This window comes from Streptosporangium sp. NPDC006007, assembly GCF_040614315.1.
In the GTDB taxonomy this organism is placed as follows: domain Bacteria; phylum Actinomycetota; class Actinomycetes; order Streptosporangiales; family Streptosporangiaceae; genus Streptosporangium.
Genome location: NZ_JBEXUG010000010.1, coordinates 61,467 through 86,161 on the forward strand (window position 1 = coordinate 61,467; position 24,695 = coordinate 86,161).

The window sequence follows — 24,695 nt, forward strand, 5'->3', positions numbered from 1 at the left end:
GATTCCTCCCCCGGTCCGTGGGTAGCGTCCGGGAATGAGCGAAATACCACCTCACGTGACCGTCCTCGCCGAGCAGTGGGCCAGGGCCCGGACCATCCGTGACCGTGCCGGGGCCGACGCGCTCCGCGACGAGATCGAAGGTCACGGCTGGCTTGTCCGAGATACCGGCGACGGCTTCGAGCTCACTCCCCGGCCGCCCTTCGAGGTGTGGCCCACGGTGGGGTCGATTCCCGTCCCGGGACGGGCCGGTTCGGATGGGATGCCGGATTCGGAGGGGGCGGCCGGTCCGGAGCGTTCCGGGGCCGCCGGTCGTGAGGCCGTCTCACCGGACGCCGGCCGGGTCGAGCGGGCCGCCGACCCCGAGGCCCGTCCCGAGCGGCTCGGAGATCTGGACGCGGGCCGGGTCGCCGAGACCGAGGCCGCGCCGAGGCAGAGGCCCCAGGGCTCCGAGCTTGTCGGCCGGTCGGCCGGGAACGAGGGCGACTCCGAGCGGATGCTCTCCTCTCAGCTGCTCTGGGACTCCAGTCTCGCGGTGTCGCGGCTTGACGAGGAGATCACCCCGATCAGGGCCGAGGAGCGGGCGGCGCCGCCGACCGTGACGGTCGGGCTCGTGGTGGACGGTTGGCCCGACGACCTGAGGGAGTGCGTCCGCGCTCTGATCGCCCGCACCGAGGTGAAGGTCATCGCCCTGGATCTGGGAAACGTGGACGGAGCCGGGATCGTCCTGCGGGAGCTGGCCGACGAGTATCCGCGCCGGGTGCGGGGGTGGCATGTGGCCGAGACCCCGCACTGGCGGGGAGGTTCGGCGGGGTGGGGCGAGAGCCGTACCAAGCTGCTGGAGCTCGACACCTCCGACGTGCACATCGTGATGGAGACCTCCACGATCATGGACGGCGACGCGATCACCCCGCTGGTCGTGGCGCTGACGGACGATGTGGTCGCGGCGGGCTGGAAGGGGGTGAACCCGGGGGAGGACGGGCACGACTGGCACGAGGCGGGCCCCGGCGAGGTGCGCGCGGTGCTCGGCGACCTGTTCGCCGTCAGGCGGGACGCCGCGCTCGCCGCGGGAGGGTTCTCTCGCGATGCCCGTTACTACCGCAACGCCGACCTGGAGTTCTCCCTCAGACTCTCCGGCACCGTGGTCGCGCTGGGCGAGGATCCGCCGGTCCACCAGGAACGGCATCGTGGCTATCACGACGTCGATCCCGGCTATCGCGACCGGGAGTCCGGCAGGACCTACGATCGTGTGCTGGGGCTGCTGCGCGCCACGTAGGCTGGTCGCCGGATTTCGCACCGGGGGTGGAGACGGGCATGACGGAACGGGTCGCGGGGGTACGGCTGGCGCCGTACACGACGTTGGGGCTGGGCGGACCGGCCAGGGCGTTCGTGGCGGCCGGGTCGGCGGAGGAGATCGTCGAGCTGGTGGCCGAGGCGGACCGGTCGGGGGAGCCCGTGCTCGTGCTCGGCGGGGGCAGCAACCTGGTCGTGGCGGATGAGGGGTTCGACGGGCTGGTCGTGCGCGTCGCCTCGCGGGGGATCGAGATCGACGGGGACCGGGTGACCGCGCAGGCGGGGGAGGACTGGGACGCGCTGGTCGCCCTCGCGACGGCGGAGGGGTGGTCCGGGGTCGAGTGCCTGTCCGGGATTCCGGGGCTGGTCGGGTCCACGCCGATCCAGAATGTCGGCGCCTACGGGCAGGACGTGTCGCAGACGGTCACCGGGGTGCGGGTCTACGACCGCGGGACCGGTGAGGTGCGCGACCTCGTCGCGGGGGAGTGCGGGTTCGCCTACCGGCACAGCGCGTTCAAGGAGGAGCCGGGCCGGTACGTCGTCCTGGCGGTCACCTACGAGCTGGCCGGGGACACGATGTCCGGCCCGATCGCCTACCGGGAGCTGGCCGCCCGGCTGGGTGTCGCGCTGGGCGGGCGGGTGCCGTTGGCGCGGGCCAGGGAGGCCGTGCTGGAGCTGCGCAGGGGCAAGGGGATGGTGCTCGACGGGGCTGACCCCGACACCCGGAGCGCCGGTTCGTTCTTCACCAATCCCGTCCTCACCGCGCGGCAGGCGGCCGAGCTGGAGCTGCGCGTTCCCGGTTTTCCCCGCTGGGACATGCCCGGGGGCGCCCTGAAGGTTCCCGCGGCCTGGCTGATCGAGAACGCCGGGTTCCCGAAGGGCTACCGGCGCGGTCCCGCGCGGATCTCCACCAAGCACACCCTCGCCATGACCAATCCCGAGCTGTCGGCGACGACCGCCGACCTTCTCGACCTGGCCCGTGAGGTCAGGGACGGGGTCTGGGAGAAGTTCGGCGTCACGCTCGTCAACGAGCCCGTGATGGTCGGCGCCCAACTCTGACCCGCGACTCAGCCCTGTTCCCTCTCTCCTGGGAGGACGCCTCCGGCCGGCGGGGTTCCGGCGCCTGTTACAGTCGGAGGGAAACACCCGAAGGGGAGTAGTCCCAATCGCGTGATCGACATGCTGGCGCCTCCGGGCGCCCGGTCGCGCGGGCCTCGAAACGAGGCGGACGAGACCTTCGGCCTGGCAGGCACAGTTGGATGCCGCCGGGCCGAAGTCGTGCCCGAGACTCCCCGAGGGCTCCTTCCGGCCCGGCCGCGCGCGGAAGGGCACCTCGTTGGAAGCGTTCTGGATCAGTCTCGCCGTGATCTTCGTCGCCGAACTCGGTGACAAAAGCCAGCTCATGGCGATGACCTTCGCGACCCGGTTCAGGCCGTGGCCGGTCCTGGCCGGCATCACCGTGGCCACCGCCGTCGTTCACCTGGTCAGTGTCGGCGTGGGCCGGCTGGCGGGCGACCTGATTCCCACCACGGCGATCACGGTCGTCGCGGGCGTCGCCTTCCTCGGTTTCGCCGCGTGGACGCTGCGCGGGGACGAACTGACCGAGGAGGAGGCGCGGAAGGCGGAGCGCACCACCCGGTCGGCGCTCATCGCGGTGACCGTGGCCTTCCTCCTCGCCGAGCTCGGTGACAAGACGATGCTGGCCACCATCACGCTGGCCACGCAGTACGGCTGGTTCGGCACCTGGCTCGGCTCGACGGTCGGCATGGTCGCCGCCGACGCGCTGGCCATCGCGGTCGGCCGGATGCTCGGCAGGCACCTTCCCGAGAAGGTCGTCCGGTACGGCGCCGCCGCGGCGTTCGCCGTCTTCGGCGTGCTTTTGCTGGTCGAGCCGCTGCTCGGCCGATCGTAGGAGGACCCGGGCGCGTGCCGGGGCCCTCCTGTGACGACCTCGCCCGGTCGAACGCCGGCGGTCAGGGCTGGGCCAGGCGTTCCCGGATCTCCTGAACGCCGGGGTTGACCAGGCCGGACCCGTCGGGGAGGACCACGGTCGGGATCAGCCAGGAGCCGCCGCCGATCTCGGTGATGATCTCGACGGCTCCCGGCGTCCGGTCGACGTCCACCTCGACGAAGGGGATGTCCGCGCGGGTGAGCGCTGCCTTCAGGCGGTGGCAGTGGCCGCACCAGGGGGCGCTGTAGACGGTAAGGGAGTCCATGTATTCCCCATTCGAAAGGTGGGATTGACCCGGATGCCATCTAGCGAATACTCTCCTGAGCCAACTGGATAGTAATGGTAGACGCAGCAGCTAGATGAGCTGGCTGGTCGCACGAAAGTAGGCCCCCGTGGCCGATCTCCCCAACGCCGCCTTCACCCGGCGCTCCCTCCTGAGGTCCATGGCCATCGTGGGCGGCCTGGCGGCGGTTCCCGGCCTGACCGCCGCCTGCGGCTCGACCGGTCAAACCGGCCCGGCCGAGAACCCCGGCGGGGCGGCGGGCTCCCTCGACCTCCTCAGGGTCGCGCTGCCCTCCTCCATCAGCTCGCTGCCCCGCGGCCTGGAGGCCACCGGGCGGGTCCGCGTCGCGGGTGAGCGGGTGGACGACGATCCGCGTGCCCGCGCACGGCAGCGCGGCGGAGTGGTCTCCCTCCTCATGCAGGACCCGTTCACCCTGCTCAACCCGTTGCGCAGGGCCGGGCGGCAGATCGCGGACGGGCTGCCGGGGGGAGCCGCTGCACCACGGCCAACGCCCTGTCCTGACTTTCCGCCGTGGTCTCAGTGACCGGAATACCCCTGGGGTTGTCGGTGGCATTCATGACTCCAGGTCCTCCTGGTCACGGAGTAGCCGGGCGAGGCCGGGAACGTCATCGGCGTCGACCATCTGATGCAGGCCCCGGCTCACCTCCTCTTCGGTGAGATGCCGACCGTTCCGAGTGGCCCACAGTCGGCCTGCTGAGCTGCGCCAGATGCGCCAGCCGGGAAAGGCCGCCTGGAGATCTTCTAGAATGACGGGGGTTGACATGGAGTAAGCGTCATTCCGTTTGAGTGACGAACCCACCGCATTCCAGAGACGTCCAGGACGTTTCAGCGTTAAGGGCAAAACGTCCCTGACGTCTTCGTTTCCCGAGGTGTACCGTGGCCAATGTTTCCCTGCGCCGCGCCATGCTCGACGCGAAGCTCAGCAGTCAAATCCTGGCGGACCGCTGCGAGGTGGACGTTAAGGCGGTGGAACGCTGGTTACATGATGAGACGCGAATTCCGCACCTTCAGCATCAGTGGTCTGCGGCTGAGGCATTAGGAGTTGATACGTCCGTGTTGTGGCCGGAGGCTATCCGTAACACCGTGAAGACCGGGCCGGACCGGGAGGTCCTGACCGTCTATCCCTACCGGTCCGCCTGCCCCAAGTCGATCTGGCGCAACCTGATCGGCTCGGCCCGTAACGAGATCGTCTTCGCCGGATACACCAACTATTTCCTGTGGCTGGAGCATCCCAACCTGGCCAAGGTCCTCAAGCGCAAGGCCGAGCAGGGGTGCCGAATCCGTTTCCTGATCGGCGACCCGGACAGCGAGGTCACCCGGCACCGGGAGGAGGTGGAGAACGTCCCGCTGACCGTCTCCACCCGCATCCGGATCACCCTGTCGGAGATCGAACAGGTGCGGGACGTGCCCGGCATCGAGGCGAGGTACGGTGATGAGCACATCGCGATGAGCGTCTTCCGGCTCGACTCCGAGATGCTCGTGACGCCGCACCTGGCCAAGCTCGTCGGGCACGACTCGCCCATGCTGCACCTTCGCCGCTGCCAGGACGACGGCCTGTTCGACCGGTTCGGGTACCACGCCTCCGAGCTGTGGAGCAGCGGCCGGGACGTCTGGGCCTAAGTCCCCGAAGGGAGCGCGGAGAGCGCGGACTCGGGGCGACGTCCTCCCGAGGATTGAGGCTCGAAGGCTCCATGCTGGAGGGATCCGATGGCCGACCAGGGGACGCGGTCCGGTCTTGAGGTTTGGTGCCCCTGAGGGGATCAGTGCTCACCCGGCGGCGGCTTGCCGAATCGAGCCGGCCTGACCAGGCGGAACGGTTTTGGTCCACTCCCGTTGGAGTCTCTGTATTCCCTGGTCAGGCGCCTGCTCGGATCCGTCCTTGCCGCTGAGGTCCGCCGGTCCTTACTCCGGATCGGCGGACAGGATCAGGTCCACGACCTTCTCGGGCTGCTCGGGCTCGACCGCCTGGACACCGGGATCGTCGCGGAGGGACACCAGGTAGCAGCCGGAACGCGCGTCCACGGTCACCGTCGCCTCGCAGTGGTCCTGGGAGCCGAGCACGGTCAGTTCCGGCGGGTACCGGCCCGTCCACGATCGGGGCGGGGCCTGATCAGGCCAGGTGACGCCGTCCACCCGATTGGCGTAGAGCCGCAGGCCGATCGTGTGATGGCACCGTGAACGGATCCCCCGTTCCTGGAGAAGCCGCTGCACGACGGCCAGTGCCCTGTCCTGGCTCTCCGCCGTGGCCTCGTCGATCGCCTCCTGAGGTTCGGTCTGTGCCGCGTGACCTGTCAACCGTCCTCCCGGATCGGAGTCGTCGGATTGGGGCGGCGAATGCCCTGGCACCCGCTCCTCCTCCTATTCTAGGAATCGCGGAGAGGGTTTGTTTTCACACTTTTGGTGAAAGATCATGTCAGGAGAGTTCTTAGAGGGACATGCGGTTTTCGAGTCGCCTCAGGGATTCGGGAATGATTCGGTAATGGGAGGAGAGTTGCCGGACGACTCTTCTCGCGGTGGCATGAAATCGGATCATCTCGGGGGCGACTTTTTCGGCCATGAAAAGTCGTTTCAGTGCCCTGTCCGCCCTGCCGGCCTGGGTGAGGGCCCGTGCCATGTCGATCTCGTGGTGCGCCCGCCGAGCCGCACTCAGAGGGGGGGAGAAAACAAGTCTCTCGTCCATTTTGATTGCTTGATCGTAGTCGCCCATTTCTATGGCGACGGTGCATCCGTGTATCTGGACATTGGAGGTGTTCGCCTGCAGCCCGTAGGGGTCGCCGCGGTGGCCGCCGGGGATTCGGAGGACCGCCTCGGTCGCCAGGGCGTGGTGCTCCCACGCGTCCCCGCCGTGAGCGGCCAGGGCGGCGGCGACGGCGCCGCGCAGGTGTACGGCGGTGAGCACGTGCAAAGCCCCCGGACGGCTCTGGTCGATCCTGCCCGCCGTCTGTCTCATCAGCCTGGAGGCCAGGGGCCAGGAGCCGACGGTGAAGAGCTGCAGGGCGCGCGACAGGTCGGCGATGTGGGGCAGGTTGGGGTCGTCGCCGAGGCCGGCGGCGTGGGAGGCCCGTTCGAGCGCGACCTGTCCCAGGTCGTGGTAGCCGAGCCTTCTGGACAGCGCGAACGCCAGGGAGAGCATGTTGCTCAGCAGCCGCCAGGCGCGGGGGTCCCCCGTCTCCGCGACATGGGCGGTCAGCTCCTCGATGGAGGCGGGCAGCAGCGCGCCGAGTCGCGCGTGGGCGGCGTCGCCCAAAAGCACGCGCGCCCGGTTCCGCTCGGCGGTCAGCTCGTCCAGTGAACGCGGGGGGACCTCCGGTTCGGGGGCCATGTCGATGCAGGCGATGACACGGCGGATCTCCGGAATCGCCAGGTGGGCCGCGTCTGGACGCCGCTCCCCGCCGCGGCGGGGGCGCCCGTCGAGTTTGGCCCTGTCCTCGGAGAGCGCACGGGCCACGGCGGCGACGAGGGCGGCGGAGGCCACTTTATGGCCGGATTCGACTTTGGATAGAAGGCTGTAAGAGATCTTAGCCTTTGCCGCTAAAGCCTGTTGACTGAGTCCCCGATGCTTCCGAACTCTGGCAATACGCTGTCCGGTGTGCTCTCCGAAGTCACTACCAAGATCAGGGTCCCAGTCGTTCCCTGTCATGTCTGTGCCTTCCTCGCGGCTGCGCGGCATCTCCACCATAACCGCCCGGCCATGCCGGTGACATGAACACTGTTTTACCCGTTCTTACACGCTCGCGGATGACGTGCGACGGCGAGGGCGGTGGCACGGCCTTTTCCGCAGGTGACCGTTGACCTTGACAGGGGAGAACGATTACCGGGCTGTTCGGGCCGTTGGTCACAATTGGTATGGATCGAGGGTCTCCTCCGCCCGGACATCCCGGTGGGGATCGAGACGGTCGCCGCAAATCCTCGAACCTCCGAGGCCACGCGCCCTCCCCGTTCAGTCCTCGGAGAAGGAGATCAGCGTCAGCACCCGGCAGGGAACGGGGCCGGTGGCGTAGACGTGGTCGGACTCGGAGGTGAACCGCAGGGCGTCGCCCGCGGCGAGGGTCACCGACCACTCGCCGGTCTCGACGGTCACCTCGCCCGACACGACGTAGGCGTGTTCCACCGAGCCCCGGCCGTGCGAGCTCTTGGCGCTCCGGGTGTCCGCCGGGATGTCGCCCTCGGCCAGCTCGAAGCGGCGCCGGTCCGGGGCTGCGAACAGGGTGCGGATCGTGCTGCCGCCGACCGGCAGCGGGACACCGTCGCCCCGGCGGATCACCTCGGGGCCCACCAGGTGGATCCGGGTCAGCTCGCCGAAGGTCAGCTCAAGGGTGGTCGCCAGCCGGGACAGCACCTCGACCGTGGGGTTGGCGACGCCGCGTTCCACCTGGGAGATCAACGCCTTGCTCACCCCGGTCAGCTCGGCCAGCTCGCGGACGCTGAGACCGCGGGCCAGCCGGGTGCGGCGCAGGTTGGCCGCGATCGCCCCGCGCACCCCCGCCGCCTCCGAAGGGGCGGGGACCATGCCGGCGGCGATGCCGCTCTCGCTCCGCACGTGCTTCCCCTCTCCCACCCTGGCCGACCCCCATGATGCGGGAATCAGCCGATCAGGGCGAGGCGGTGGGCCGCGGCCGCGGCCTCGCCCCGGGTCGAGACGTTGAGTTTACCCAGGATGTTCGAGACGTGGACGCTGACGGTCTTGGCCGAGATGAACAGCTCGGCGGCGATGGCGCGGTTCGACCGCCCCAGGGCGACCAGCCGGAGCACCTCGTGCTCGCGCGGCGTGAGCAGGGGTTCGGCGCAGGCGGCCTCCTTCTCCGTCAGGGAGACGCCGACCCGGCGGGCCAGAGCCTCGATCTCCGTGACCAGCGGCCGGGCCGACAGGCCGAGGGCGATCGGATAAGCCGCGCGCAGCCGTTCGGAGGCGCTCTCACGGTCACCCGCGCCGGCCGCGGCCCGCCCCGAGTGAAGCAGCGACGCGGCGCGCGGCAGGGGACGGCTCAACCGCTCCCAGGCGGTGGCCGCGCCGTCGTGGTCACGGTCGACGCAGAGCCGGTACGCCGCGGCGACCGGGTTGTGCGCCTTCATCGTGGCCGCCGTCTCCTCCACCCGGCGGCGCAGCGCCGCCGCGCGTCTGGGCGCGAACGCCTCGGTGACCTCGCAGACCCCGGCCAGCAGGGCGAGCGTCCGCCAGCCGAGCACGGTCCTGCGGGTGTTCCTGGCCTCCAGGAGGGTCTGCTCGACCGCCTCCAGCGCGGCCAGGGGCTCGCCGTCGAGCATGTGCAGGCCCACCCTGAGCCGGGCGTTGGTCGTCCACTCCTGGGTGAACTCCTCCTGCGCCGTGAAGGCGTCCACCTCGTTCAGCACCGACCTGACCACATCGGTCTGCCCGCGCGCGATCGCCACGCTGGCGCGAACCCGGCGCAGGTGATGCCGGGTGCGCAGGGGCGGATCCATGGTGAGCGCCTGTTCGGCCAGCTGGGCCGCCTCGTCGAGGCGGCCCAGCGCCTCCAGCGCCTCGGCCCGGTTGTTGGCGATGAACGTCCCCGAGACGCGGTAGCGGCCGTACTTCCTGGCCAGCCGCTCGCCTTCGAGCGCCAGCTCGACCGCCTCGGCCGATCGGCCCATGCTGTTGAGCGCGTCCACGTTGTTGGCCAGGGCCCGCAGGACGACGCTGTCGGAGCCCCTGCGCTCGCCGATCGCCTGGGCGGCCGAGTTGACGGCGATCGTGGCGTCGTGGCATCCCTCGATCGAGTGGCCCAGGGCGAGGTTGAGCAGCAGATCGGCCTCCAGGCGCTCGTCACCGTGCTCGCGGACGATCCGCAGCGCCTCCTCGGTGAGCGCGGTGCCCTCGGCCACCTCGCCGTTGAACATGAGGTAGGAGCCCAGCCTGGACAGCACGTGCGCCCGGTCCAGCCCGGGGTGGGGGACCAGCCGTTCGGCGTAGCGCAGGTCGTCGAGGGCTCCGGGCTTGCGCTTGGCCAGCTTGAACTGCGACAGCCGTACGACCAGCCCGGCCACCCGCTCGGGTTCGGCCTTCTCGTCCAGCTCGGCCAGCGCGCCCTTGACGAACTTCATGCCCCGGTCGCTCTCACCGCAGGCGTGGGCGGCCTCCGACGCCTGCTCCAGCACCGTGGTGTGGTCCACGCCGATCCGGGCCGAGGCGTCGGGAACCTTGCTCCACAGTGTGAGCACCCGCTCCAGCAGCTGCATCTTCTCGTTGTAGGCGAAGGTCTTCGCGGCCTTGCCCGCCGCCTCCCAGGCGGAGACGAGGGCCCAGAGGTCGTCGCGGGCGGCGTACCAGTGGTGGGCGATCTCGATGGGGGCCCGGCCGTGCGGGACCAGGGTGCGGTCCCTGCCGATCTCCTCGGCGAAGCGGGCGTGCAGCCGTACGTGCTCGCCGGGCAGGAGTTCGTCGTGTACGGCCTCGCGGATCAGGGCGTGCCGGAAGGCGTAGGCCCGGCCGTCGGCGACCTGTAGCACGTTGGCCGCGACGGCGGGCCGCAGCGCGTCCTCCAGGTCCGTGTCGGAGAGCCCGCTGACCGCGGCGAGCAGGTCGTGGCCGACCCGGATCCCACCGGCGGCGGCCGTGCGCAGCATGCGCTGGGTCTCGTCGGGGAGCTGCTCGATGGTGCCGATCATCAGGTCGTGGAGTGAGTCGGGGAAGGAGGAGTCGCCCCCGCACTCGACCAGCGCCTCGACGAACAGCGGGATGCCCTCACTGCGCTCGAAGACCTTGCCGACCCGTGCGAACTCCGGGGGCCTGCCGAGGATGCCGGCCATCTGGGCGGCCACCTCGTCCCGGGTGAGCCGGGGCAGGTCCAGTCTGAGAACCCCGTCCAGGCGGCCGAGTTCGGCGAGCACCGGCCGGAGCGGGTGCTGGCGGTGCAGTTCGTCGGAGCGGTAGGTGAGGACCATCAGGACCGGTGCGGCGCGCAGGTTCCGGCTGAGGAAGGCGATCAGGTCTCTGCTGGACCGGTCGGCCCAGTGGATGTCCTCGATGATCAGGACCACCGGCCGGCGTTCCGCCAGCCGTTCCAGCAGGGTGAGGATCTGCTCGAAGAGCCGGGCCCTGGCGGTGTCGCTCTTCACGTCTCCGCTCGGCTCCCCGAACTCGGGCAGCAGCCTGGCCAGGTCGCGTGCCGCGCCCTCGGGCAGCAGGGCGGCGACCTCCTCCGCGCCTGACTCGCGCACGAGCTGGCGGATCACCGCGGTGAACGGGGCGTAGGCGAGACCTTCGGTGGACAGTTCCACGCAGCCCCCGACGAGCACGTGGGCGCCGTCCTTGGCGGCGCGTTCGGCGAAGCAGCCGGTCAGCCGTGTCTTGCCGACCCCGGCCTCGCCGCCGAGCAGAACGGCCGCGGCCGTGTGGTTCCGTGCCTGCTCAAGAGCCTCCCCCAGGCCCGCGAGCTCGGCCTCTCGCCCTACAAAAACGGGACTTACCGCCCGACCCATCATGTCTTCCAGCATTTCATGCCTTATATAGCGACATCTTCTTATTTATCGCTCAGCGGAAGACGGGAAGGCTCTCATGGGGGTTGAGAGGCCCGGCCGGGCCTCGGGGTGCGGCCGGGCTCTCGTGACACGGTCATGCGGGAAGGATCCTGCTGAAGAGACCCCGGCGGCGCTCACCGCCGGAGCCGTTCTTCGCGGCCTTCTCCTCGGCCTTCCGCGCCTCGCGGGCGAGACGGTGCTCGTCCGCCGCCCTGCGGAGCTCGGCGGTGCGCTGGGACATCATCTGACGGTGGAACTCGGGAAGCATCTCTGCTCTCTCCTTGGGAGTCGGTGCCGGGTGGTGCGAATTCCTTACACACTCAAGATTCGTCCTAAGGTCCCCCTCGCCACATCGGACGGATGCCCTATCTCCGCGCGGCCGTCGCGCCGGGACTACCTAGGGCGGGGCGGTCCGACTTAGACACGCCGCGGAGAAGGGTGCGCGGGCCCGGCCGGAAGGGGCGCACAGCGGGAACAGCGGGGGAGAAGGGGCACCCGGGACGGCGGGCGGGAGAGGGGGAGGGCGGGAGAGGTGTCCCGCCGTGCCCCGCGCTGAACTCGGCGAATGTTGACGAAAACGAGTGGAGGGACTGGGTGGTGTCCAGTTTGGAACTAATCACACCAGTCGGCATGCTGGAGAGGTGTCAACTACGACGTCGCTCGCCGACCTGGCCACGTCCAACGTCGCGCTGCGAAACCTCCTCCACGGCCTGCCGGGTGTCGACCGTGTGGGCGCCGACCAGCGAGCCGCGATGCTCGGTACCCGATCGATCAAGACGACCGCCAAGGCCGAGGCCATCGACCTGGCCATCCGCATGGTGGACCTGACCACCCTCGAAGGCGCCGACACGCCGGGTAAGGTCCGCGCGATGTGCGCCAAGGCGGTCCGTCCCGACCCGGGCGACCCCTCCGTGCCCAAGGTGGCCGCCGTGTGCGTCTACCCCGACCTGATCGCCGAGGCGGTGAGCGCGCTCGGCGGCTCCGGGGTGAAGGTGGCCGGCGTCGCGACCGCGTTCCCCAGCGGCCGCTCGCCGCTGGACGTCAAGGTCGCCGAGACCGCGTTCGCGGTGGCCGCGGGAGCCGACGAGATCGACATGGTGATCGACCGGGGAGCCTTCCTCTCCGGTGACTACCTCAAGGTCTTCGAGGAGATCGCCGCGGTCAAGGCGGCCTGCGGCCGAACCGGAGCGCGGGGAGAGCCGGGAGGCGGGCACGGCGCGCACCTGAAGGTGATCCTGGAGACCGGTGAGCTGTCGACCTACGACAACGTACGGCGGGCGTCCTGGCTGGCCATGCTGGCCGGGGGCGACTTCATCAAGACCTCGACCGGAAAGGTGCAGCCCGCCGCGACCCTCCCGGTGACGCTGGTCATGCTGGAGGCGGTCCGCGACTTCCTGGCGGCGACCGGCCGCAAGGTCGGGGTGAAGCCCGCGGGCGGCATCAAGACCACCAAGGACGCCGTCAAGATGCTCGTCCTGGTCAACGAGACCGTCGGTGAGGGCTGGCTGGACCCCGGCTGGTTCCGCCTCGGCGCCTCCAGTCTCCTCAACGACCTGCTGATGCAGCGCCAGAAGATGGCCACCGGCCGGTACGCGGGCCCCGACTACTTCACCCTCGACTAAGGCGTCCACATGTTTGAATATGCACCGGCGCCCGAGGCGCGTGACGTCGTCGACATCAGGCCGTCCCACCGGTTGTTCATCGGCGGCGAGTGGGTCGACTCCCAGGGCGAGGAGCCGCACAAGACCGTCAACCCCGCGTCCGAGGAGGTCCTGGCGGAGGTCGCCTGGGCCACCGAGGCGGACGTCGACCGGGCCGTTCGGGCCGCGGGGAGGGCCTTCGCAACCTGGTCGGCGATGCCGGGCTCCGAGCGGGCCAAGTATCTGTTCCGGATCGCCCGCATCATCCAGGAGCGCTCCCGCGAGCTGGCCGTGCTGGAGTCCCTGGACAACGGCAAGCCGATCCGCGAGTCCCGCGACGTGGACCTGCCGCTGGTCGCGGCGCACTTCTTCTACTACGCCGGCTGGGCCGACAAACTCGGCCACGCCGGGTACGGCCCGGACCCCAGGCCACTCGGCGTGGCGGGTCAGGTCATCCCGTGGAACTTCCCGCTGCTCATGCTGGCCTGGAAGATCGCTCCCGCGCTGGCCTGCGGCAACACGGTCGTTCTCAAGCCGGCCGAGACCACCCCGCTGACCGCGCTGCTGTTCGCGGAGATCTGCCTGCAGGCCGACCTCCCGCCGGGCGTGGTCAACATCGTGACCGGTGCCGGTGAGACCGGCGCCGCCCTGGTCAACCACCCGGGCGTCGACAAGGTCGCCTTCACCGGCTCCACCGAGGTGGGCCGCCTGATCGCCCGGTCCGTCGCCGGGTCCGGTAAGAAGGTCACCCTGGAGCTCGGCGGCAAGGCCGCCAACATCGTGTTCGACGACGCCGCGCTCGACCAGGCGGTCGAGGGCGTCGTCAACGGGATCTTCTTCAACCAGGGGCACGTCTGCTGCGCGGGCTCGCGGCTGCTGGTCCAGGAGTCCGTCGCCACCGAACTGCTCGACGCGCTGAAGCGGCGGATCACCACGCTCCGCCTGGGTGATCCGCTGGACAAGAACACCGACATCGGCGCGATCAACTCCGCGGCCCAGCTCGCGAAGATCCGCGAACTCTCCGACCTCGGAGAGGTGGAGGGCGCCGAGCGCTGGTCTCCGGTCTGCCCGCTGCCCGACAAGGGCTTCTGGTTCCCGCCGACGATCTTCACCGGTGTCGCCCAGTCGCACCGGATCGCCCGGGAGGAGGTCTTCGGGCCGGTGCTGTCCGTGCTGACCTTCCGGACCCCGGCCGAGGCCGTGGAGAAGGCCAACAACACCCCGTTCGGCCTGTCGGCGGGGGTGTGGACCGAGAAGGGGTCGCGCATCCTGTGGATGGCGGACCGGCTGCGCGCGGGGGTCGTGTGGGCCAACACCTTCAACCGATTCGACCCCGCCTCCCCGTTCGGGGGGTACAAGGAGTCCGGATACGGCAGAGAGGGCGGCCGTCACGGGCTGGAGGCGTATCTCGATGTGTGACCATCCCAGGAGGCGGCGCCGTTCCCGCCGGGTCCGGGCCACCCAGGGCCACGACCTCGCCCGTGTGGGCCGTCCCGTGCCGCGGGGCTGGTTCGCCCACCGGTGCGGGGTGAGCCGCTGCGGTCAGATCTTCGTGCCGGCGCGGCTGGCGCAACAGGAGAGCACGTGGAGAGGGCAGGGAGATGAGTAGGGCCGAATCCGTGCGGCTGGCCGTGCGCAAGACGTACAAGCTGTACATCGGCGGGGCGTTTTCTCGTTCGGAGAGCGGAAGGTCCTACGTGGTGACCTCCTCCAAGGGTGACTTCCTGGCCAACGCGTCCAAGGCGTCCCGCAAGGACGCCCGTGACGCGGTGTCCGCCGCGCGCGGGGCCTTCGCGGGCTGGTCGGGCGCGACCCCGTACAACCGGGGGCAGATCCTCTACCGGGTGGCCGAGATGCTGGAGGGCCGCCGGGCGCAGTTCGTCGCCGAACTGACCGAGGCGGGCACCAGGAGGGCCGGGGACGCCCGGGACGTCGTGGACGCGGCCGTCGACCGGCTGGTCTGGTACGCGGGCTGGTCCGACAAGATCGCCGCGGTGGCCGGGTCCGCCAACCCGGTCGCCGGGCCGTACTTCAACGTCTCCTCGCCGGAGCCGACCGGCGTGGTCGCGGTGATCGCCCCGGACGATCCGCTGCTCGGGCTCGTCTCCGTGATCGCCCCGGTGATCGTCACGGGCAACACCTGCGTCGTGGTCGCCAGCGAGCGGGCACCGCTGCCGTCGATCACCCTGGCCGAGGTGCTCGCCACCTCCGACCTGCCGGGCGGTGTGGTCAACATCCTCACCGGCTCGGTCGGGGAGATCGCCCCCTGGCTGGCCTCGCACATGGACGTCAACGCCGTCGACCTGACCGGCGTCGCCGACGGGGACCTGGCGATCGCGTGCGAGGAGGCCGCGGCGGAGAACCTCAAACGTGTCTTCCGGCCGGCCGGGGGCGGCAGGACTTCCAGGGCTCCGGGAGCCTTCGGGGGTTCCGACGGGGTTGCCGAGGGGGTTGCCGAGGGGCCGCAGGGGGCCAAGGGGGCTGGGGAGGCGGCACGCCCGGGGCGCGCGGGAGCCCCCGCGACCTCGGCGCCCCCGGCGGCCTCGGGGACCGACTGGTTCGCCGACCCCGGCACCAGGCGGCTGACGGCCTTCCTGGAGACCAAGACCGTCTGGCATCCCACCGGGATCTGACCCTCGGCGCCTACCCCCCCGGCGCCTACCCCCCGGCGTCTGACCCGCGGGGGGAGACGCGCCGGGGAGGCGCGTCACCTCAGCCGGAGGTCTGGTCCGGCTCGTTGGCGTTGTCCCGCTCGGGCGGCCTGAGGCCGCGGCCCGCTCCCTTGAGCGCCAGGCGGAGGGCGTACTCCAGCTGGGCGTTGACGCTCCGCAGGTCGTCGGCCGCCCATCTGGCGATCGCCTCGTAGACGGCCGGATCGAGCCTGAGAAGGACCTTTTTCCGCTCAGGCATACAGGCTGCCGGCGTTGACCACCGGCTGGATCGCCCGGTCTCCGCACAGGACGACCAGGAGGTTGGACACCATCTGAGCCTTGCGCTCCTCGTCGAGCTCCACGACGCCCTCCTCGGCCAGCCGGTTCAGTGCCAGCTGGACCATACCAACAGCGCCGGCCACGATCTGGGTGCGCGCCGCGACCACCTGGGCCGCCTGCTGGCGGACCAGCATCGCCTGGGCTATCTCGGGCGCGTAGGCCAGGTGGGTGATCCGCGCCTCCAGCACCTCCACGCCCGCCAGCTCGGTGCGGTCGCTCAGCTCGGTGGTGAGCTCGGCGGCCACCTCGGCGCCGTCACGCAGGCTGGTGCGGCCCTCGTCGTGGGCGTCGTAGGGGTGGCTGGTGGCCAGGTGCCGCACGGCGGCCTCGGACTGGATCGCCACGTACTCCTCGTAGTCGTCCACGGAGAACGCGGCCTTGGCGCTGTCGGTCACCCGGTAGACGACGACGGCCCCGATCTCCACGGGGTTGCCGTCGGCGTCGTTCACCTTGAGCTTGGCCGTCTCGAAGTTGCGCACCCGGAGGGTGATCCGCCGTTTGGTGGTGAACGGCAACACCCACTGGAATCCCGCGTCGCTCACGGAGCCGACGTAGCGGCCGAGGAACTGCACGACCTTCGCCTCGTTCGGATTGATCACCACGAACCCGCTGGCCGCGACGGCCGCCACGATCACCCACGCGACGGCGGCGCCGATGAGAGCCGGGACTCCGGCGGCCCAGCCCGCTCCTGCCATGACGACGCCGAGAACCAGCAGCCCGACCAGAACGGCGAAGCCGTTGACCCGGAAGGCACGTCGCTCCATGTACTCCACCTTTGCTATCGAAGTGATATCACCAAGATAGCGCATCATCATCGGACATATAACCGCATGTTTCTCTTACCGCTTGTCCCGGAAATGGGTGTCCGCAGACGGGGGTGGGGGCCGGCCTCGATGAGGTGAGGGCGTCCGCCGGCTCAGCGGCGGGGGTTGGCGCGGCGGGTGGCCACCGCGGACAGCGGATCCTCGGGCCACGGATGCCTGGGGTAGCGCCCCCGGAGCTCGGCGCGGACCGAGCGGTAGCCGTCGCCGCGCCAGAAGGCGGCCAGGTCGGCGGTGACCGCCGCCGGCCGTCCCGCCGGGGAGAGCAGATGGACCACCAGCGGCACCCCGGCCACGCGCGGCGCCTCGTCCCACCCGAACAGCTCCTGCACCCTGGCGGCCAGGACCGGCCGGTCACCCGAGTAGTCCACCCTGATCCGCGAGCCGCTCGGCACCTCGATCCGCTCCGGGGCGGTCTCCTCCAGGCGCGCGCTCCACGGAACCAGGCGGTGCAGCGCCGAGACCACGTCGAGGCGCTCCAGGTCGGACCGGCGGCGGACACGGGACAGTTCCGGTTCCAGCCACCGGCCGGCCGCCTCCACCAGGGCGTCGTCGTCCGTCGCCGGCCACGGATCGCCGAGCGCGCGGTGACAGAAGGCCAGGCGCTCCCGCAGGGCGACGGCCTCGGGGGTCCACCGCAGGATCGACAGGCCCTCGGTGCGCAGGCCGTCCAGGACGGCGGGCCTGACGTCGGCGCCGCTGAGCCGTACCGAGGACAGCTCGACGGCGCCCAGGCGCTCCACCCGGCGCGCCGAGACGTCGCCGCGCCGCTCGCCCGGCGGGACCCGCCACACGATCTCCTCGCCGGAGCCGTACAGCGGGGCCGCGGCGAGTCTGGCGATCTCCTCGTCGATCACGACGGCCTGCCTGACGCGGGCCGTCGCCGACCCCGAGGGCCGGTCGGCGACCGCGATCGCCAGCCACTCCGCGCTGCTCAGCCGGGAGCCCTGCGGAAGGTCCGCCGCCGTCCCCGACGCCATCAGATAGGAGCCGCCACGCCGCCTGGCCACCCGCTCCGGGTAGGCCAGCGCCACGACCAGCCCGGCCACGGTGTCGTCGCCCGGCTCCGGTGCCCGGTCCCGGCCGGTCCCTGAGGTCCGGTCGGGTGAGGGGGCGGCCCGGACGAGACGCCGCGTCTCCCGGCGCCAGCGGGCCGAGAAGCCGTCGCCGCCCCGCCGGGCGGCCCGCCAGATCGCCACCAGGTCGTCGCCCGCGTCCCTGGGAAGTTGCTCCGACAGCAGCGCCACCACCTCGGCCGCCCCGGGCCCGGCGTCGAGCAGCGCCCTGGCCAGCCGGGGATGGACTCCGGCCCCGGCCATCCGGCGGCCCCTGGCCGTGACCCGGCCGTCTGGGGAGTCCAGCGCGTCGAGGGCGCGCAGGGTCCGCCGGGCGGCGTCCATCGCGGCGGGCGGGGGCGGATCGAGCAGGGCCAGACCGGTGGCGGCGGGGTCGCCCCAGCAGGCGGCCTGGAGCGCGAAGCCGGTCAGGTCCGCGAGGGCGATCTCGGGCTGGGCGTGGTCGGGGAGCCGGTCGTGCTCCGCCGCCGACCAGCATCGGTACACCACGCCGGGGGCCTCGCGCCCGGCCCGGCCGGCCCGCTGGACGGCCGAGGCCCTGGAGGCGCGGACGGTGGTCAGCGAGCCGAGCCCGCGGGCGTGGTCGGTCCGGGGTTCACGGGCCAGGCCGGAGTCGACCACGATCCGGACACCCGGCACCGTGAGGCTCGACTCGGCGACCGAGGTGGCCAGCACGACCCGCCGGTTCGCGCCGGGTGAGAGTACGGCGTCCTGGACATGGGCGGGGGCCTGGCCGTGCACCTGAAGCACCTCCACCCTCCGGAGCGCCCCACCGTCCCGGAGCGCCTCGGTCTCCCGGAGCCGCCTGCCGTCTTGGAGGCCGTCACCCTCCTGGAGCGCCTCGCCGTTCTGGAGCATCGCGGCCACCCGGCCGATCTCGCCGACCCCCGGCAGGAAACAGAGCACGTCCCCTTGGTGCTCGGCCAGTGCCCGCCGTACGACGCCGGCGACATGGGACAGGAACGCGGGGTCCACCCGCAGCCCGCGCGGTGGGGTCACCGTCCTGGGCGGGGGCACCCAGACGGGGGCGACCGGGTGCGCGGTTCCGGAGGCGTGCACCACCGGGGCCGCCCCGGCGGCCTCGGACCCGGGTACGGCGACGCCCGGAAGGCCGCCCGAGGGGGCGCCGGGGGCGCCGGAGCCCAGCAGCCGGGCCCAGGGGCCGGCGTCGGCGGTGGCGGAGGCCGCGACGAGCCGCAGATCGGGCCGGAGGGTGGCGCGGACGTCGAGAAGGAAGGCCAGGGCGGTGTCCGCGTCCAGGTGACGTTCGTGGCACTCGTCCAGCAGGACCACATCCACCCCGGCGAGTTCGGCGTCACGCTGGAGCCGCTGGAGAAGGACTCCCGTGGTGACGACCTCGACCACCGTCTCCGCGCCGGCCCGGCGTTCGCCGCGGACCGAGAACCCGACCTCCGCCCCGACCTCCGACTCCAGCAGCCACGCCATCCGCCGGGCCGCGGCCCGCACCGCCAGGCGGCGGGGCTCGGCCACGACCACCCGCCTCGATGGCGAGCCGCCGAGCAGCCCGGCCAGCGCGAGTGGGACGAGGGTGGTCTTGCCGGTGCCGGGCGGCGCGGTGAGCACGGCGACGCCACGCTCGTCCAGGGCGGTGAACAGCTCGGGCAGAACGTGACGGACGGGAAGGCCGGACCAGTCGGAACGCACCCTGTCAGTCTCCTCCGCCGGCCGCCCTCCCGCGCCGGACGGGGCGGCCGACGTACTGAACGTGCGCGGTCCGGTGAGGGGGCTCGGGTCGCCCGGTCAGGCGGAGGGGTCGAGGTATCCGAGGCCGACCAGGGTGATGATGAGGACGCCGAGGATGATCCGGTAGATCACGAAGCCGGTGAAGCGGTGGGTGCTGATGTACTTCAGGAACCACGCCACCGCGGCGTAGCCGACGATGAACGAGATCACGGTGGCCAGGATCGTCGGGCCCCAGTCGGGGGCCGTACCGTCGCCGATCTTGAAAAGCTCCAGCAGGCCGGCGCCCAGCACGGCGGGGATGGCCAGCAGGAAGGAGTACTTGGCGGCCTCCTCCCGGCGGTAGTCCAGCAGCAGGCCGGCGCTGACCGTGCCGCCGGAGCGGGAGACGCCGGGGATCAGGGCGAGCGCCTGGGCGAAGCCGTAGACCAGGGCGTGCGGGAAGCTGAGGTGCTTCTTCAGTGTGAGCTTGTTGCGGGCGGTGCGGTCGGCCAGCCAGAGGATCAGGCCGAAGACGATCAGCGTGGTGCCGATCAGGCGCAGGTCGCGGAAGACGGTCTCGATGCTGTCCTTGAACAGCAGGCCGAGGACGACGATCGGCAGGGTGCCGACGATGATGTACCAGCCCATCCGGGCGGCGTGGTGCGTGCGCAGGGCGGGCGTCCAGAGCGCGCGGACCCAGGTGGAGATGATCTCCCAGATCTCCTGACGGAAGTAGATGACCACCGCGGCCTCGGTGCCGATCTGGATCACCGCGGTGAACGCGGCCCCCGGATCCTCCCAGCCGAACAGGGCCGACACGACCCTGACGTGGGCGCTGGACGAGATGGGCAGAAACTCCGTCAATCCCTGAATGAGCCCGAGGACCACCGCTTCGAACCAGCCGATCAACTTGGGCACCTTCCGTCCCAGCGCGTGCGTGACGTACGCGAGGCTAGCGGAGCCCGGGACCTCCCGTGACGCGCCGGCCGGACCGGGGAGGAGCGCGCCCGGCCGAGCGATCACGACGGGGACCGCCGGATCGGCCGGCCGGGCGGGAACCGACCCTGTCAGGGTTTTCTCAGGGGTACACCGGGAACGGGGACGTCTTCGCGCTTCGTTGGATCAGATGAAGAGACCATGACCAGGGAGGAAAAGTGCATCGTTCGACGAACCACAAGATAATCGCCGGGGTCTGCGGTGGGATCGCGGAGAGCATCGGCTGGTCGCCCACGGTCGTCCGGGTGTTGTGGCTGCTGCTCTCGCTCCTGCCGGGACCGATGTGGGTCCTCTACCTCGTCATGTGGGTTCTCGTCCCGAAGGCTCCGCGGGCCCGCTACTGAGCCGCGGGCCGGTGCCGCCGGGGCGCGGGCGTGCCTTCGCTGAAATTAGGCTGGGGGTATGAGGGAACGGCCGCTGGCACTGCTGCGAGACGATCTGGTGGACTACGAGAAGGCCATGGAGCGGATGACCGACCTGGTCGGTCGGCGGCAGCGCGACGAGCGCCCCGACACGCTCTGGCTGCTCAGCCACCCGCAGGTCTACACCATCGGCAGGCGCACGCCCGAGCGGCACCTGCCCGACCCCTCCCGGGGCATCCCCGTCGTGACCACGGGCCGGGGGGGGCAGCTCACCTATCACGGCCCCGGCCAGCTGGTCGGCTATCTGATCGTCAAGCTCGGTGAGACCGAGGGGATCGTCGACTACGTCCGGGAGGTCGAGCTCCGTCTGGTCCGCGCGCTCGGCGCCCTCGGCGTCTCGGCCGAGCGCCGCGACACCCCGCCCGGCTCCGAGCTGCTCACCGGCGTGTGGACCACGGAGACGGGCCGTAAGATCGTCTCGATCGGCATGCGGCAGAGCCGGGGGGTCACCAGCCACGGGTTCGCCCTCAACGTCGACGGCGACCTGACGCCGTGGAACTGGGCGGTGGCCTGCGGCATGCCCGAGGTCGACATGACCTCGCTGAGCCGGGAGTCCGCCGCCGCCGGTGTGATGGACCGGGTCCGGGCCGCGGTGGCCGAGGCGTTCGAGGCACGCTGATCGGGCCGTCGCCGGGGTCGGCTCGGCCGACTGAGCCCTCTCGCGTTCCACTCGGGCAGTCCGGGTCTCCCAGCCCGGATACGCCGGATGTGAAGGGGGCGGCGCGCCCGGATGAGAGGATCCGTGGGCGTCCGGGAGAGTCGGCGCCGCCCGTCTTCCACGGTCAGGCGGGTAATCCGGTGGCCGAGCCCGGCCGGGTGATCGGGTGCCCGGACCTGCCCTTGATCGGCATCTGGCCAACGGGCTGTCCGGCGCATTTCCGGACGTCTGCCGGAGCATCTGGCATGCCGAACTCCTTTGGCCTACCTTCATACCATTGATCCGATTCTGCGGACGAGCTGTCACAGAGGGGTTGCCGACTTTGAACCTTCCCGACTCCGCGCGGGCCGTCGTGATCGGCGGTGGGGTGGCCGGGTGCAGCGTGGCCTACCATCTGGCCAGGCTGGGCTGGACCGAGGTGATTCTGGTGGAGCGACACGCGCTGACCGAGGGGACCACCTGGCATTCGGCCGGATTCGTGGGCCGGCTCCGCTCGACCGCCCCCCAGAGCAAGATGATCATGTATTCGGCCGGTCTCTACCCCGAGCTGGCCGAGCTGACCGGAATGGATCCCGGCTGGCGAGGGGTCGGAGGGCTCCGCCTGGCGACCACACCCGAGCGGGTGGAGGAGTCGCTACGGCTGGCGGGGGCCGGAGAGACCTACGGGCTGGACCTGTCGGTTCTCTCCGGGGCCGAGACGGGGGAGATGCTGCCGCTCCTCGACGTGAGCGACGTCCGCGCCGCGCTCTGGCTGCCCGGGGACGGCTGGCTCGACCCGGTGCTGCTGGCCAGGGCTCTGGCGGCCGGGGCGGAGAAGCTGGGGGTGCGGATCCTCACCGGCACCCGGGTGACGGGGATCGACGTGGTGGGCGGTGAGGTCCGCGGGGTCCGCCTGGCGTCCGGCCCGGAGTCCGACGCCACGTCCGACACGGCATGGGGAGCCGACGCCTCGCCTGCGTCGGAGCGTGACCGGTATCCGGCGTCCGGTGCGACCTCGGGTCCGGCGTCAAGGGCCACGCCGGGAGCGGTGCCGGGAGCGGAGGAGTGGTCGGTGCGGGCCGACGTCGTGATCATCGCGGCGGGTGCCGCCAGCGGGCGGGTCGGGAGGCTGGCCGGGGTGGACATCCCGGTCGTGCCGATCAGGCACCAGTACGTCGTCACCGAGCCCTTCGGGGTCTCCTCCACCACGCCCACGGTTCAGGACCCCGACAACCTCGTCTACTTCCGGGAGGAGGACGGCGGGATCCTGGTGGGGGGCTACATCCGGGCGACGGGGGTCTGGGAGACCGAACGCCCGTTGGCGGAGCCCCGGACGCTTTTCGCCCCCGATACGCCGAAATTTCAGGAATTATGGGAATCGGCGGGGCGGAGGTTACCCGCGCTGAGCCGTACCTCGATCGCGAAGACCGTCCACGGCCCCGAGGCGTTCACCCCCGACGGGGAGTTCCTGCTGGGGGAGACCGCCGTCCGGGGGCTGTGGGCGGCGACCGGACTCTGCGTCCACGGGGCGGCCTCGGCGGGCGGCGTGGGCAAGGTCATGGCCGAGTGGATCGTGGGCGGCACGCCGGAGTACGACGTGTTCGGCATGGACCTTCGCAGGTTCGGGGCCCACGCCCGGTCCACCCGATGGGCGCGGGCCAGGGCGCTGGACTCCTACTCCACCTACTGCGACATCGTCCATCCGGGTGAGGAGCGCACCACGGCCCGGCCGCTGCGCCGCTCTCCCGCCTGGGTACGGCACGCGGAGATGGGGGCGGTGTTCGGCGAGAAGTCGGGCTGGGAGCGGGTCAACTGGTTCGAGGCCAACACCGACCCCTCCCCGCTGGACCCGTTTGCCGGCCTGTCCATCCCGGGCCCGTTCACCGTCGTCCCGGGTGGGGGGAGCCTGCCGGACCCCGAGCTGTCCGGTATGTTCGACCCGGCGGCCACGGGTCTGCCTGACCCGGGCCTGCCGGCCGCCGACCTGTCCGGCGCCGACCCGACGGCCATGGGCCTGCCTGACCTCGCGGCGTCCGGCGCCGGCCTGTCTTCCCTGTCTCCCCTGGATCCGGTGGGGGCGGGCCTTCCGGGGCCGCCCGGCACCGGCACCTTCACCCCGGATCTGTTCGGTGTGGACCTGGTGGACGCGGACTCCACCGGAACCGGGCTGTCGTTTCCGGACCCCTCCATTTCGATCTGGTCCAAGGCCGGCCTCTTCGGCGGAGGCCCCTCCGTCATCGGCCGCCTGGATCCGCGCCCGGCCGACGAGGGCTCGTCGCGGCGAGGTCGCCCGGCGGGCTGGGCGGGCCGGGTCTGGTCCCCGGCGATCCGCCAGGAGTGCCTGGCCACCCGGGACGCCGCCGGGCTGTTCGACCGGACCTCGTTCTCGAAGCTGGAGGTGTCCGGTCACCGGGCCCTGGAGGATCTCCAGCGGGTGTGCGCCGGGCGGCTCGACCGGCCTACCGGCTCGGTCGTCTACACCCAGCTCCTCAACGAGCGCGGCGGCATCGAGGCCGGCCTGACCGTCACCCGCCTCGCCGAGGACCGGTTCCGCCTGGTCACCGGCACCGCCTCCGGTGTCCACGACGCGGCCTGGCTCCGCGGCCACGGCCTCGACGTCCAGGACGTCACCTCGGCCCACGCCTGCTACTGCCTGTGGGGGCCGCAGGCGCTGGCCATCCTCGGATCGCTCTCGGACGACGACCTGACCTTCGGATACATGAAGGCCAGGGAGATCGCCGTCGGCGGCGTCCCGGTGCTGGCCCAGCGGGTGACGTTCGTGGGCGAGTTCGGCTGGGAGCTGTACTGCCCGTCGGAGTACGCGCTCACGCTGTGGGACACGCTCATGGAGGCGGGCAGGCCGTACGGCATGCGTCCCGGGGGCTACCGCGCGATCGACTCGATGCGACTGGAGAAGGGCTATCGCGTCTGGGGCCTGGACATCACCCCGGAGACCACCCCCGCCGAGGCGGGCCTGGGGTTCGCGGTCGCCCACGACAAGGATTTCCTCGGCCGGACCGGTTCGAACGGCGCCGCCGGAGGCCGATCCGCGTCGAACGGTTCCAGCGGAGACCGGGGCGCGTCGAACGGGTCCGCCGGAGAGCGGGGCGACAAGGCCCCCGCCCGGCGGCTGCGCTGCCTCGTGCTGGACGATTCCGAGCAGATCTGCCTCGGGGGTGAGCCGGTCCGTTTCGGGGGTGAGCCCGCCTCCCGGGTGACCAGCGGCGGGTACGGCCACCGGGTTGACCACTCGATCGCCTACGCCTACCTGCCCGCCGGGACCGCCCCCGGCGACCGCGTGGAGATCGGCGTCACCGGTACCCTGGTCGGCGCCACCGTCGCAGCCGAACCTCTCTACGACCCGGCCGCCGAACGAGTCAGACGCCTCCCGGGATGACCCTCCGCT

The 24,695-nt window shown here is 71.3% G+C and carries 22 protein-coding genes; 11 read left to right on the forward strand and 11 right to left on the reverse strand.

Features of this window, described 5'->3' with window-relative positions; all coding sequences use genetic code 11:
- The first annotated feature begins 34 nt into the window (after positions 1-34).
- From ABZ194_RS10835 to ABZ194_RS10845, 3 genes are all read left to right on the forward strand, one after another.
- Positions 35-1,273, forward strand: coding sequence for a glycosyltransferase family A protein (locus tag ABZ194_RS10835; RefSeq protein WP_355594696.1), 1,239 nt, complete (start codon positions 35-37; stop codon positions 1,271-1,273).
- 38 nt (positions 1,274-1,311) lie between these two features.
- Positions 1,312-2,349: a UDP-N-acetylmuramate dehydrogenase gene (locus ABZ194_RS10840; RefSeq protein ID WP_355594698.1), complete on the forward strand. Its 1,038-nt coding sequence runs from the start codon at positions 1,312-1,314 to the stop codon at positions 2,347-2,349.
- A gap of 277 nt (positions 2,350-2,626) precedes the next feature.
- On the forward strand, positions 2,627-3,202 hold the full coding sequence (locus ABZ194_RS10845) for a TMEM165/GDT1 family protein (RefSeq protein WP_355594700.1): 576 nt from the start codon (positions 2,627-2,629) through the stop codon (positions 3,200-3,202).
- A gap of 61 nt (positions 3,203-3,263) precedes the next feature.
- On the opposite strand, the gene ABZ194_RS10850 is transcribed toward ABZ194_RS10845, so the two are convergent.
- Positions 3,264-3,506 (reverse strand): glutaredoxin domain-containing protein, encoded by a 243-nt coding sequence (locus ABZ194_RS10850; RefSeq protein ID WP_355594702.1) that lies wholly within the window; start codon positions 3,504-3,506, stop codon positions 3,264-3,266.
- Between the two features lie 127 nt (positions 3,507-3,633).
- Here ABZ194_RS10850 and ABZ194_RS10855 point away from each other — a divergent pair, with 127 nt between their 5' ends.
- On the forward strand, positions 3,634-4,068 hold the full coding sequence (locus ABZ194_RS10855; RefSeq protein ID WP_355594704.1) for a hypothetical protein: 435 nt from the start codon (positions 3,634-3,636) through the stop codon (positions 4,066-4,068).
- Positions 4,069-4,098: 30 nt separating this feature from the next.
- Here the strand turns inward: ABZ194_RS10855 and ABZ194_RS10860 are convergent, their stop codons facing one another.
- Positions 4,099-4,308, reverse strand: coding sequence for a hypothetical protein (locus ABZ194_RS10860; RefSeq protein WP_355594706.1), 210 nt, complete (start codon positions 4,306-4,308; stop codon positions 4,099-4,101).
- 290 nt (positions 4,309-4,598) lie between these two features.
- Here ABZ194_RS10860 and ABZ194_RS10865 point away from each other — a divergent pair, with 290 nt between their 5' ends.
- Positions 4,599-5,165, forward strand: a complete 567-nt coding sequence (locus tag ABZ194_RS10865; RefSeq protein WP_355594708.1) for a hypothetical protein — start codon at positions 4,599-4,601, stop codon at positions 5,163-5,165.
- Between the two features lie 282 nt (positions 5,166-5,447).
- Here the strand turns inward: ABZ194_RS10865 and ABZ194_RS10870 are convergent, their stop codons facing one another.
- The 5 genes from ABZ194_RS10870 to ABZ194_RS10890 form a co-directional block, all read right to left on the reverse strand.
- Entirely contained in the window at positions 5,448-5,840 is a 393-nt protein-coding gene (locus ABZ194_RS10870) for a hypothetical protein (protein ID WP_355594710.1), read from the reverse strand.
- Positions 5,841-5,970: 130 nt separating this feature from the next.
- The gene (locus tag ABZ194_RS10875; RefSeq protein ID WP_355594712.1) at positions 5,971-7,224 is read right to left on the reverse strand and encodes a helix-turn-helix transcriptional regulator; all 1,254 of its coding nucleotides are present in this window, start codon (positions 7,222-7,224) and stop codon (positions 5,971-5,973) included.
- 261 nt (positions 7,225-7,485) lie between these two features.
- Positions 7,486-8,085, reverse strand: a complete 600-nt coding sequence (locus ABZ194_RS10880; protein WP_355594714.1) for an XRE family transcriptional regulator — start codon at positions 8,083-8,085, stop codon at positions 7,486-7,488.
- A 44-nt stretch (positions 8,086-8,129) separates the two neighbouring features.
- Positions 8,130-11,000 carry an AAA family ATPase gene (locus ABZ194_RS10885; RefSeq protein WP_355594716.1) on the reverse strand — a complete coding sequence of 957 codons (2,871 nt, stop codon included), beginning with the start codon at positions 10,998-11,000 and terminating at the stop codon, positions 8,130-8,132.
- A gap of 118 nt (positions 11,001-11,118) precedes the next feature.
- Positions 11,119-11,292, reverse strand: coding sequence for a hypothetical protein (locus ABZ194_RS10890; RefSeq protein WP_355594718.1), 174 nt, complete (start codon positions 11,290-11,292; stop codon positions 11,119-11,121).
- Between the two features lie 373 nt (positions 11,293-11,665).
- Here ABZ194_RS10890 and deoC point away from each other — a divergent pair, with 373 nt between their 5' ends.
- The 3 genes from deoC (at position 11,666) to ABZ194_RS10905 (ending at position 15,297) form a co-directional block, all read left to right on the forward strand.
- Positions 11,666-12,646, forward strand: coding sequence for a deoxyribose-phosphate aldolase (gene deoC, locus ABZ194_RS10895; protein ID WP_355594720.1), 981 nt, complete (start codon positions 11,666-11,668; stop codon positions 12,644-12,646).
- A gap of 9 nt (positions 12,647-12,655) precedes the next feature.
- The gene (locus ABZ194_RS10900; RefSeq protein ID WP_355594722.1) at positions 12,656-14,083 is read left to right on the forward strand and encodes an aldehyde dehydrogenase family protein; all 1,428 of its coding nucleotides are present in this window, start codon (positions 12,656-12,658) and stop codon (positions 14,081-14,083) included.
- A gap of 182 nt (positions 14,084-14,265) precedes the next feature.
- A complete protein-coding gene (locus tag ABZ194_RS10905) occupies positions 14,266-15,297 on the forward strand; it encodes an aldehyde dehydrogenase family protein (protein WP_355594724.1) in 1,032 nt (343 codons plus the stop codon).
- Positions 15,298-15,376: 79 nt separating this feature from the next.
- Here ABZ194_RS10905 and ABZ194_RS10910 read toward each other — a convergent pair whose 3' ends face one another.
- The 4 genes from ABZ194_RS10910 to ABZ194_RS10925 all read right to left on the reverse strand — a co-directional run bounded on the left by ABZ194_RS10910 (position 15,377) and on the right by ABZ194_RS10925 (position 20,152).
- Complete coding sequence (locus tag ABZ194_RS10910; RefSeq protein WP_355594726.1) at positions 15,377-15,574, reverse strand: hypothetical protein; 198 nt, start codon at positions 15,572-15,574, stop codon at positions 15,377-15,379.
- The gene (locus ABZ194_RS10915) at positions 15,567-16,418 is read right to left on the reverse strand and encodes an SPFH domain-containing protein (RefSeq protein ID WP_355594728.1); all 852 of its coding nucleotides are present in this window, start codon (positions 16,416-16,418) and stop codon (positions 15,567-15,569) included. Before ABZ194_RS10915 ends, ABZ194_RS10910 begins: the two co-directional genes overlap by 8 nt.
- A gap of 152 nt (positions 16,419-16,570) precedes the next feature.
- Positions 16,571-19,216, reverse strand: a complete 2,646-nt coding sequence (locus ABZ194_RS10920; RefSeq protein WP_355594730.1) for an ATP-dependent helicase C-terminal domain-containing protein — start codon at positions 19,214-19,216, stop codon at positions 16,571-16,573.
- A 96-nt stretch (positions 19,217-19,312) separates the two neighbouring features.
- The gene (locus tag ABZ194_RS10925; protein WP_355594732.1) at positions 19,313-20,152 is read right to left on the reverse strand and encodes an undecaprenyl-diphosphate phosphatase; all 840 of its coding nucleotides are present in this window, start codon (positions 20,150-20,152) and stop codon (positions 19,313-19,315) included.
- A gap of 236 nt (positions 20,153-20,388) precedes the next feature.
- Here ABZ194_RS10925 and ABZ194_RS10930 point away from each other — a divergent pair, with 236 nt between their 5' ends.
- The 3 genes from ABZ194_RS10930 (at position 20,389) to ABZ194_RS10940 (ending at position 24,686) form a co-directional block, all read left to right on the forward strand.
- A complete protein-coding gene (locus ABZ194_RS10930; protein WP_355594734.1) occupies positions 20,389-20,574 on the forward strand; it encodes a PspC domain-containing protein in 186 nt (61 codons plus the stop codon).
- A gap of 58 nt (positions 20,575-20,632) precedes the next feature.
- Positions 20,633-21,271, forward strand: a complete 639-nt coding sequence (lipB, locus tag ABZ194_RS10935) for a lipoyl(octanoyl) transferase LipB (RefSeq protein ID WP_355594736.1) — start codon at positions 20,633-20,635, stop codon at positions 21,269-21,271.
- Positions 21,272-21,632: 361 nt separating this feature from the next.
- Positions 21,633-24,686, forward strand: a complete 3,054-nt coding sequence (locus ABZ194_RS10940) for an FAD-dependent oxidoreductase (protein ID WP_355594738.1) — start codon at positions 21,633-21,635, stop codon at positions 24,684-24,686.
- The last annotated feature ends 9 nt before the right edge of the window (positions 24,687-24,695 follow it).

Coding starts and splice junctions, on each gene's coding strand:
- ABZ194_RS10835 (WP_355594696.1), top strand. CDS start 35: ATGAGCGAAATACCACCTCACGTGACCGTCCTCGCCGAGCAGTGGGCC.
- ABZ194_RS10905 (WP_355594724.1), top strand. CDS start 14,266: ATGAGTAGGGCCGAATCCGTGCGGCTGGCCGTGCGCAAGACGTACAAG.
- ABZ194_RS10890 (WP_355594718.1), bottom strand. CDS start 11,292: ATGCTTCCCGAGTTCCACCGTCAGATGATGTCCCAGCGCACCGCCGAG.
- ABZ194_RS10910 (WP_355594726.1), bottom strand. CDS start 15,574: ATGCCTGAGCGGAAAAAGGTCCTTCTCAGGCTCGATCCGGCCGTCTAC.
- ABZ194_RS10850 (WP_355594702.1), bottom strand. CDS start 3,506: ATGGACTCCCTTACCGTCTACAGCGCCCCCTGGTGCGGCCACTGCCAC.
- ABZ194_RS10885 (WP_355594716.1), bottom strand. CDS start 11,000: ATGCTGGAAGACATGATGGGTCGGGCGGTAAGTCCCGTTTTTGTAGGG.
- lipB (WP_355594736.1), top strand. CDS start 20,633: ATGAGGGAACGGCCGCTGGCACTGCTGCGAGACGATCTGGTGGACTAC.
- ABZ194_RS10900 (WP_355594722.1), top strand. CDS start 12,656: ATGTTTGAATATGCACCGGCGCCCGAGGCGCGTGACGTCGTCGACATC.
- ABZ194_RS10915 (WP_355594728.1), bottom strand. CDS start 16,418: ATGGAGCGACGTGCCTTCCGGGTCAACGGCTTCGCCGTTCTGGTCGGG.
- ABZ194_RS10875 (WP_355594712.1), bottom strand. CDS start 7,224: ATGGTGGAGATGCCGCGCAGCCGCGAGGAAGGCACAGACATGACAGGG.
- ABZ194_RS10840 (WP_355594698.1), top strand. CDS start 1,312: ATGACGGAACGGGTCGCGGGGGTACGGCTGGCGCCGTACACGACGTTG.
- ABZ194_RS10860 (WP_355594706.1), bottom strand. CDS start 4,308: ATGTCAACCCCCGTCATTCTAGAAGATCTCCAGGCGGCCTTTCCCGGC.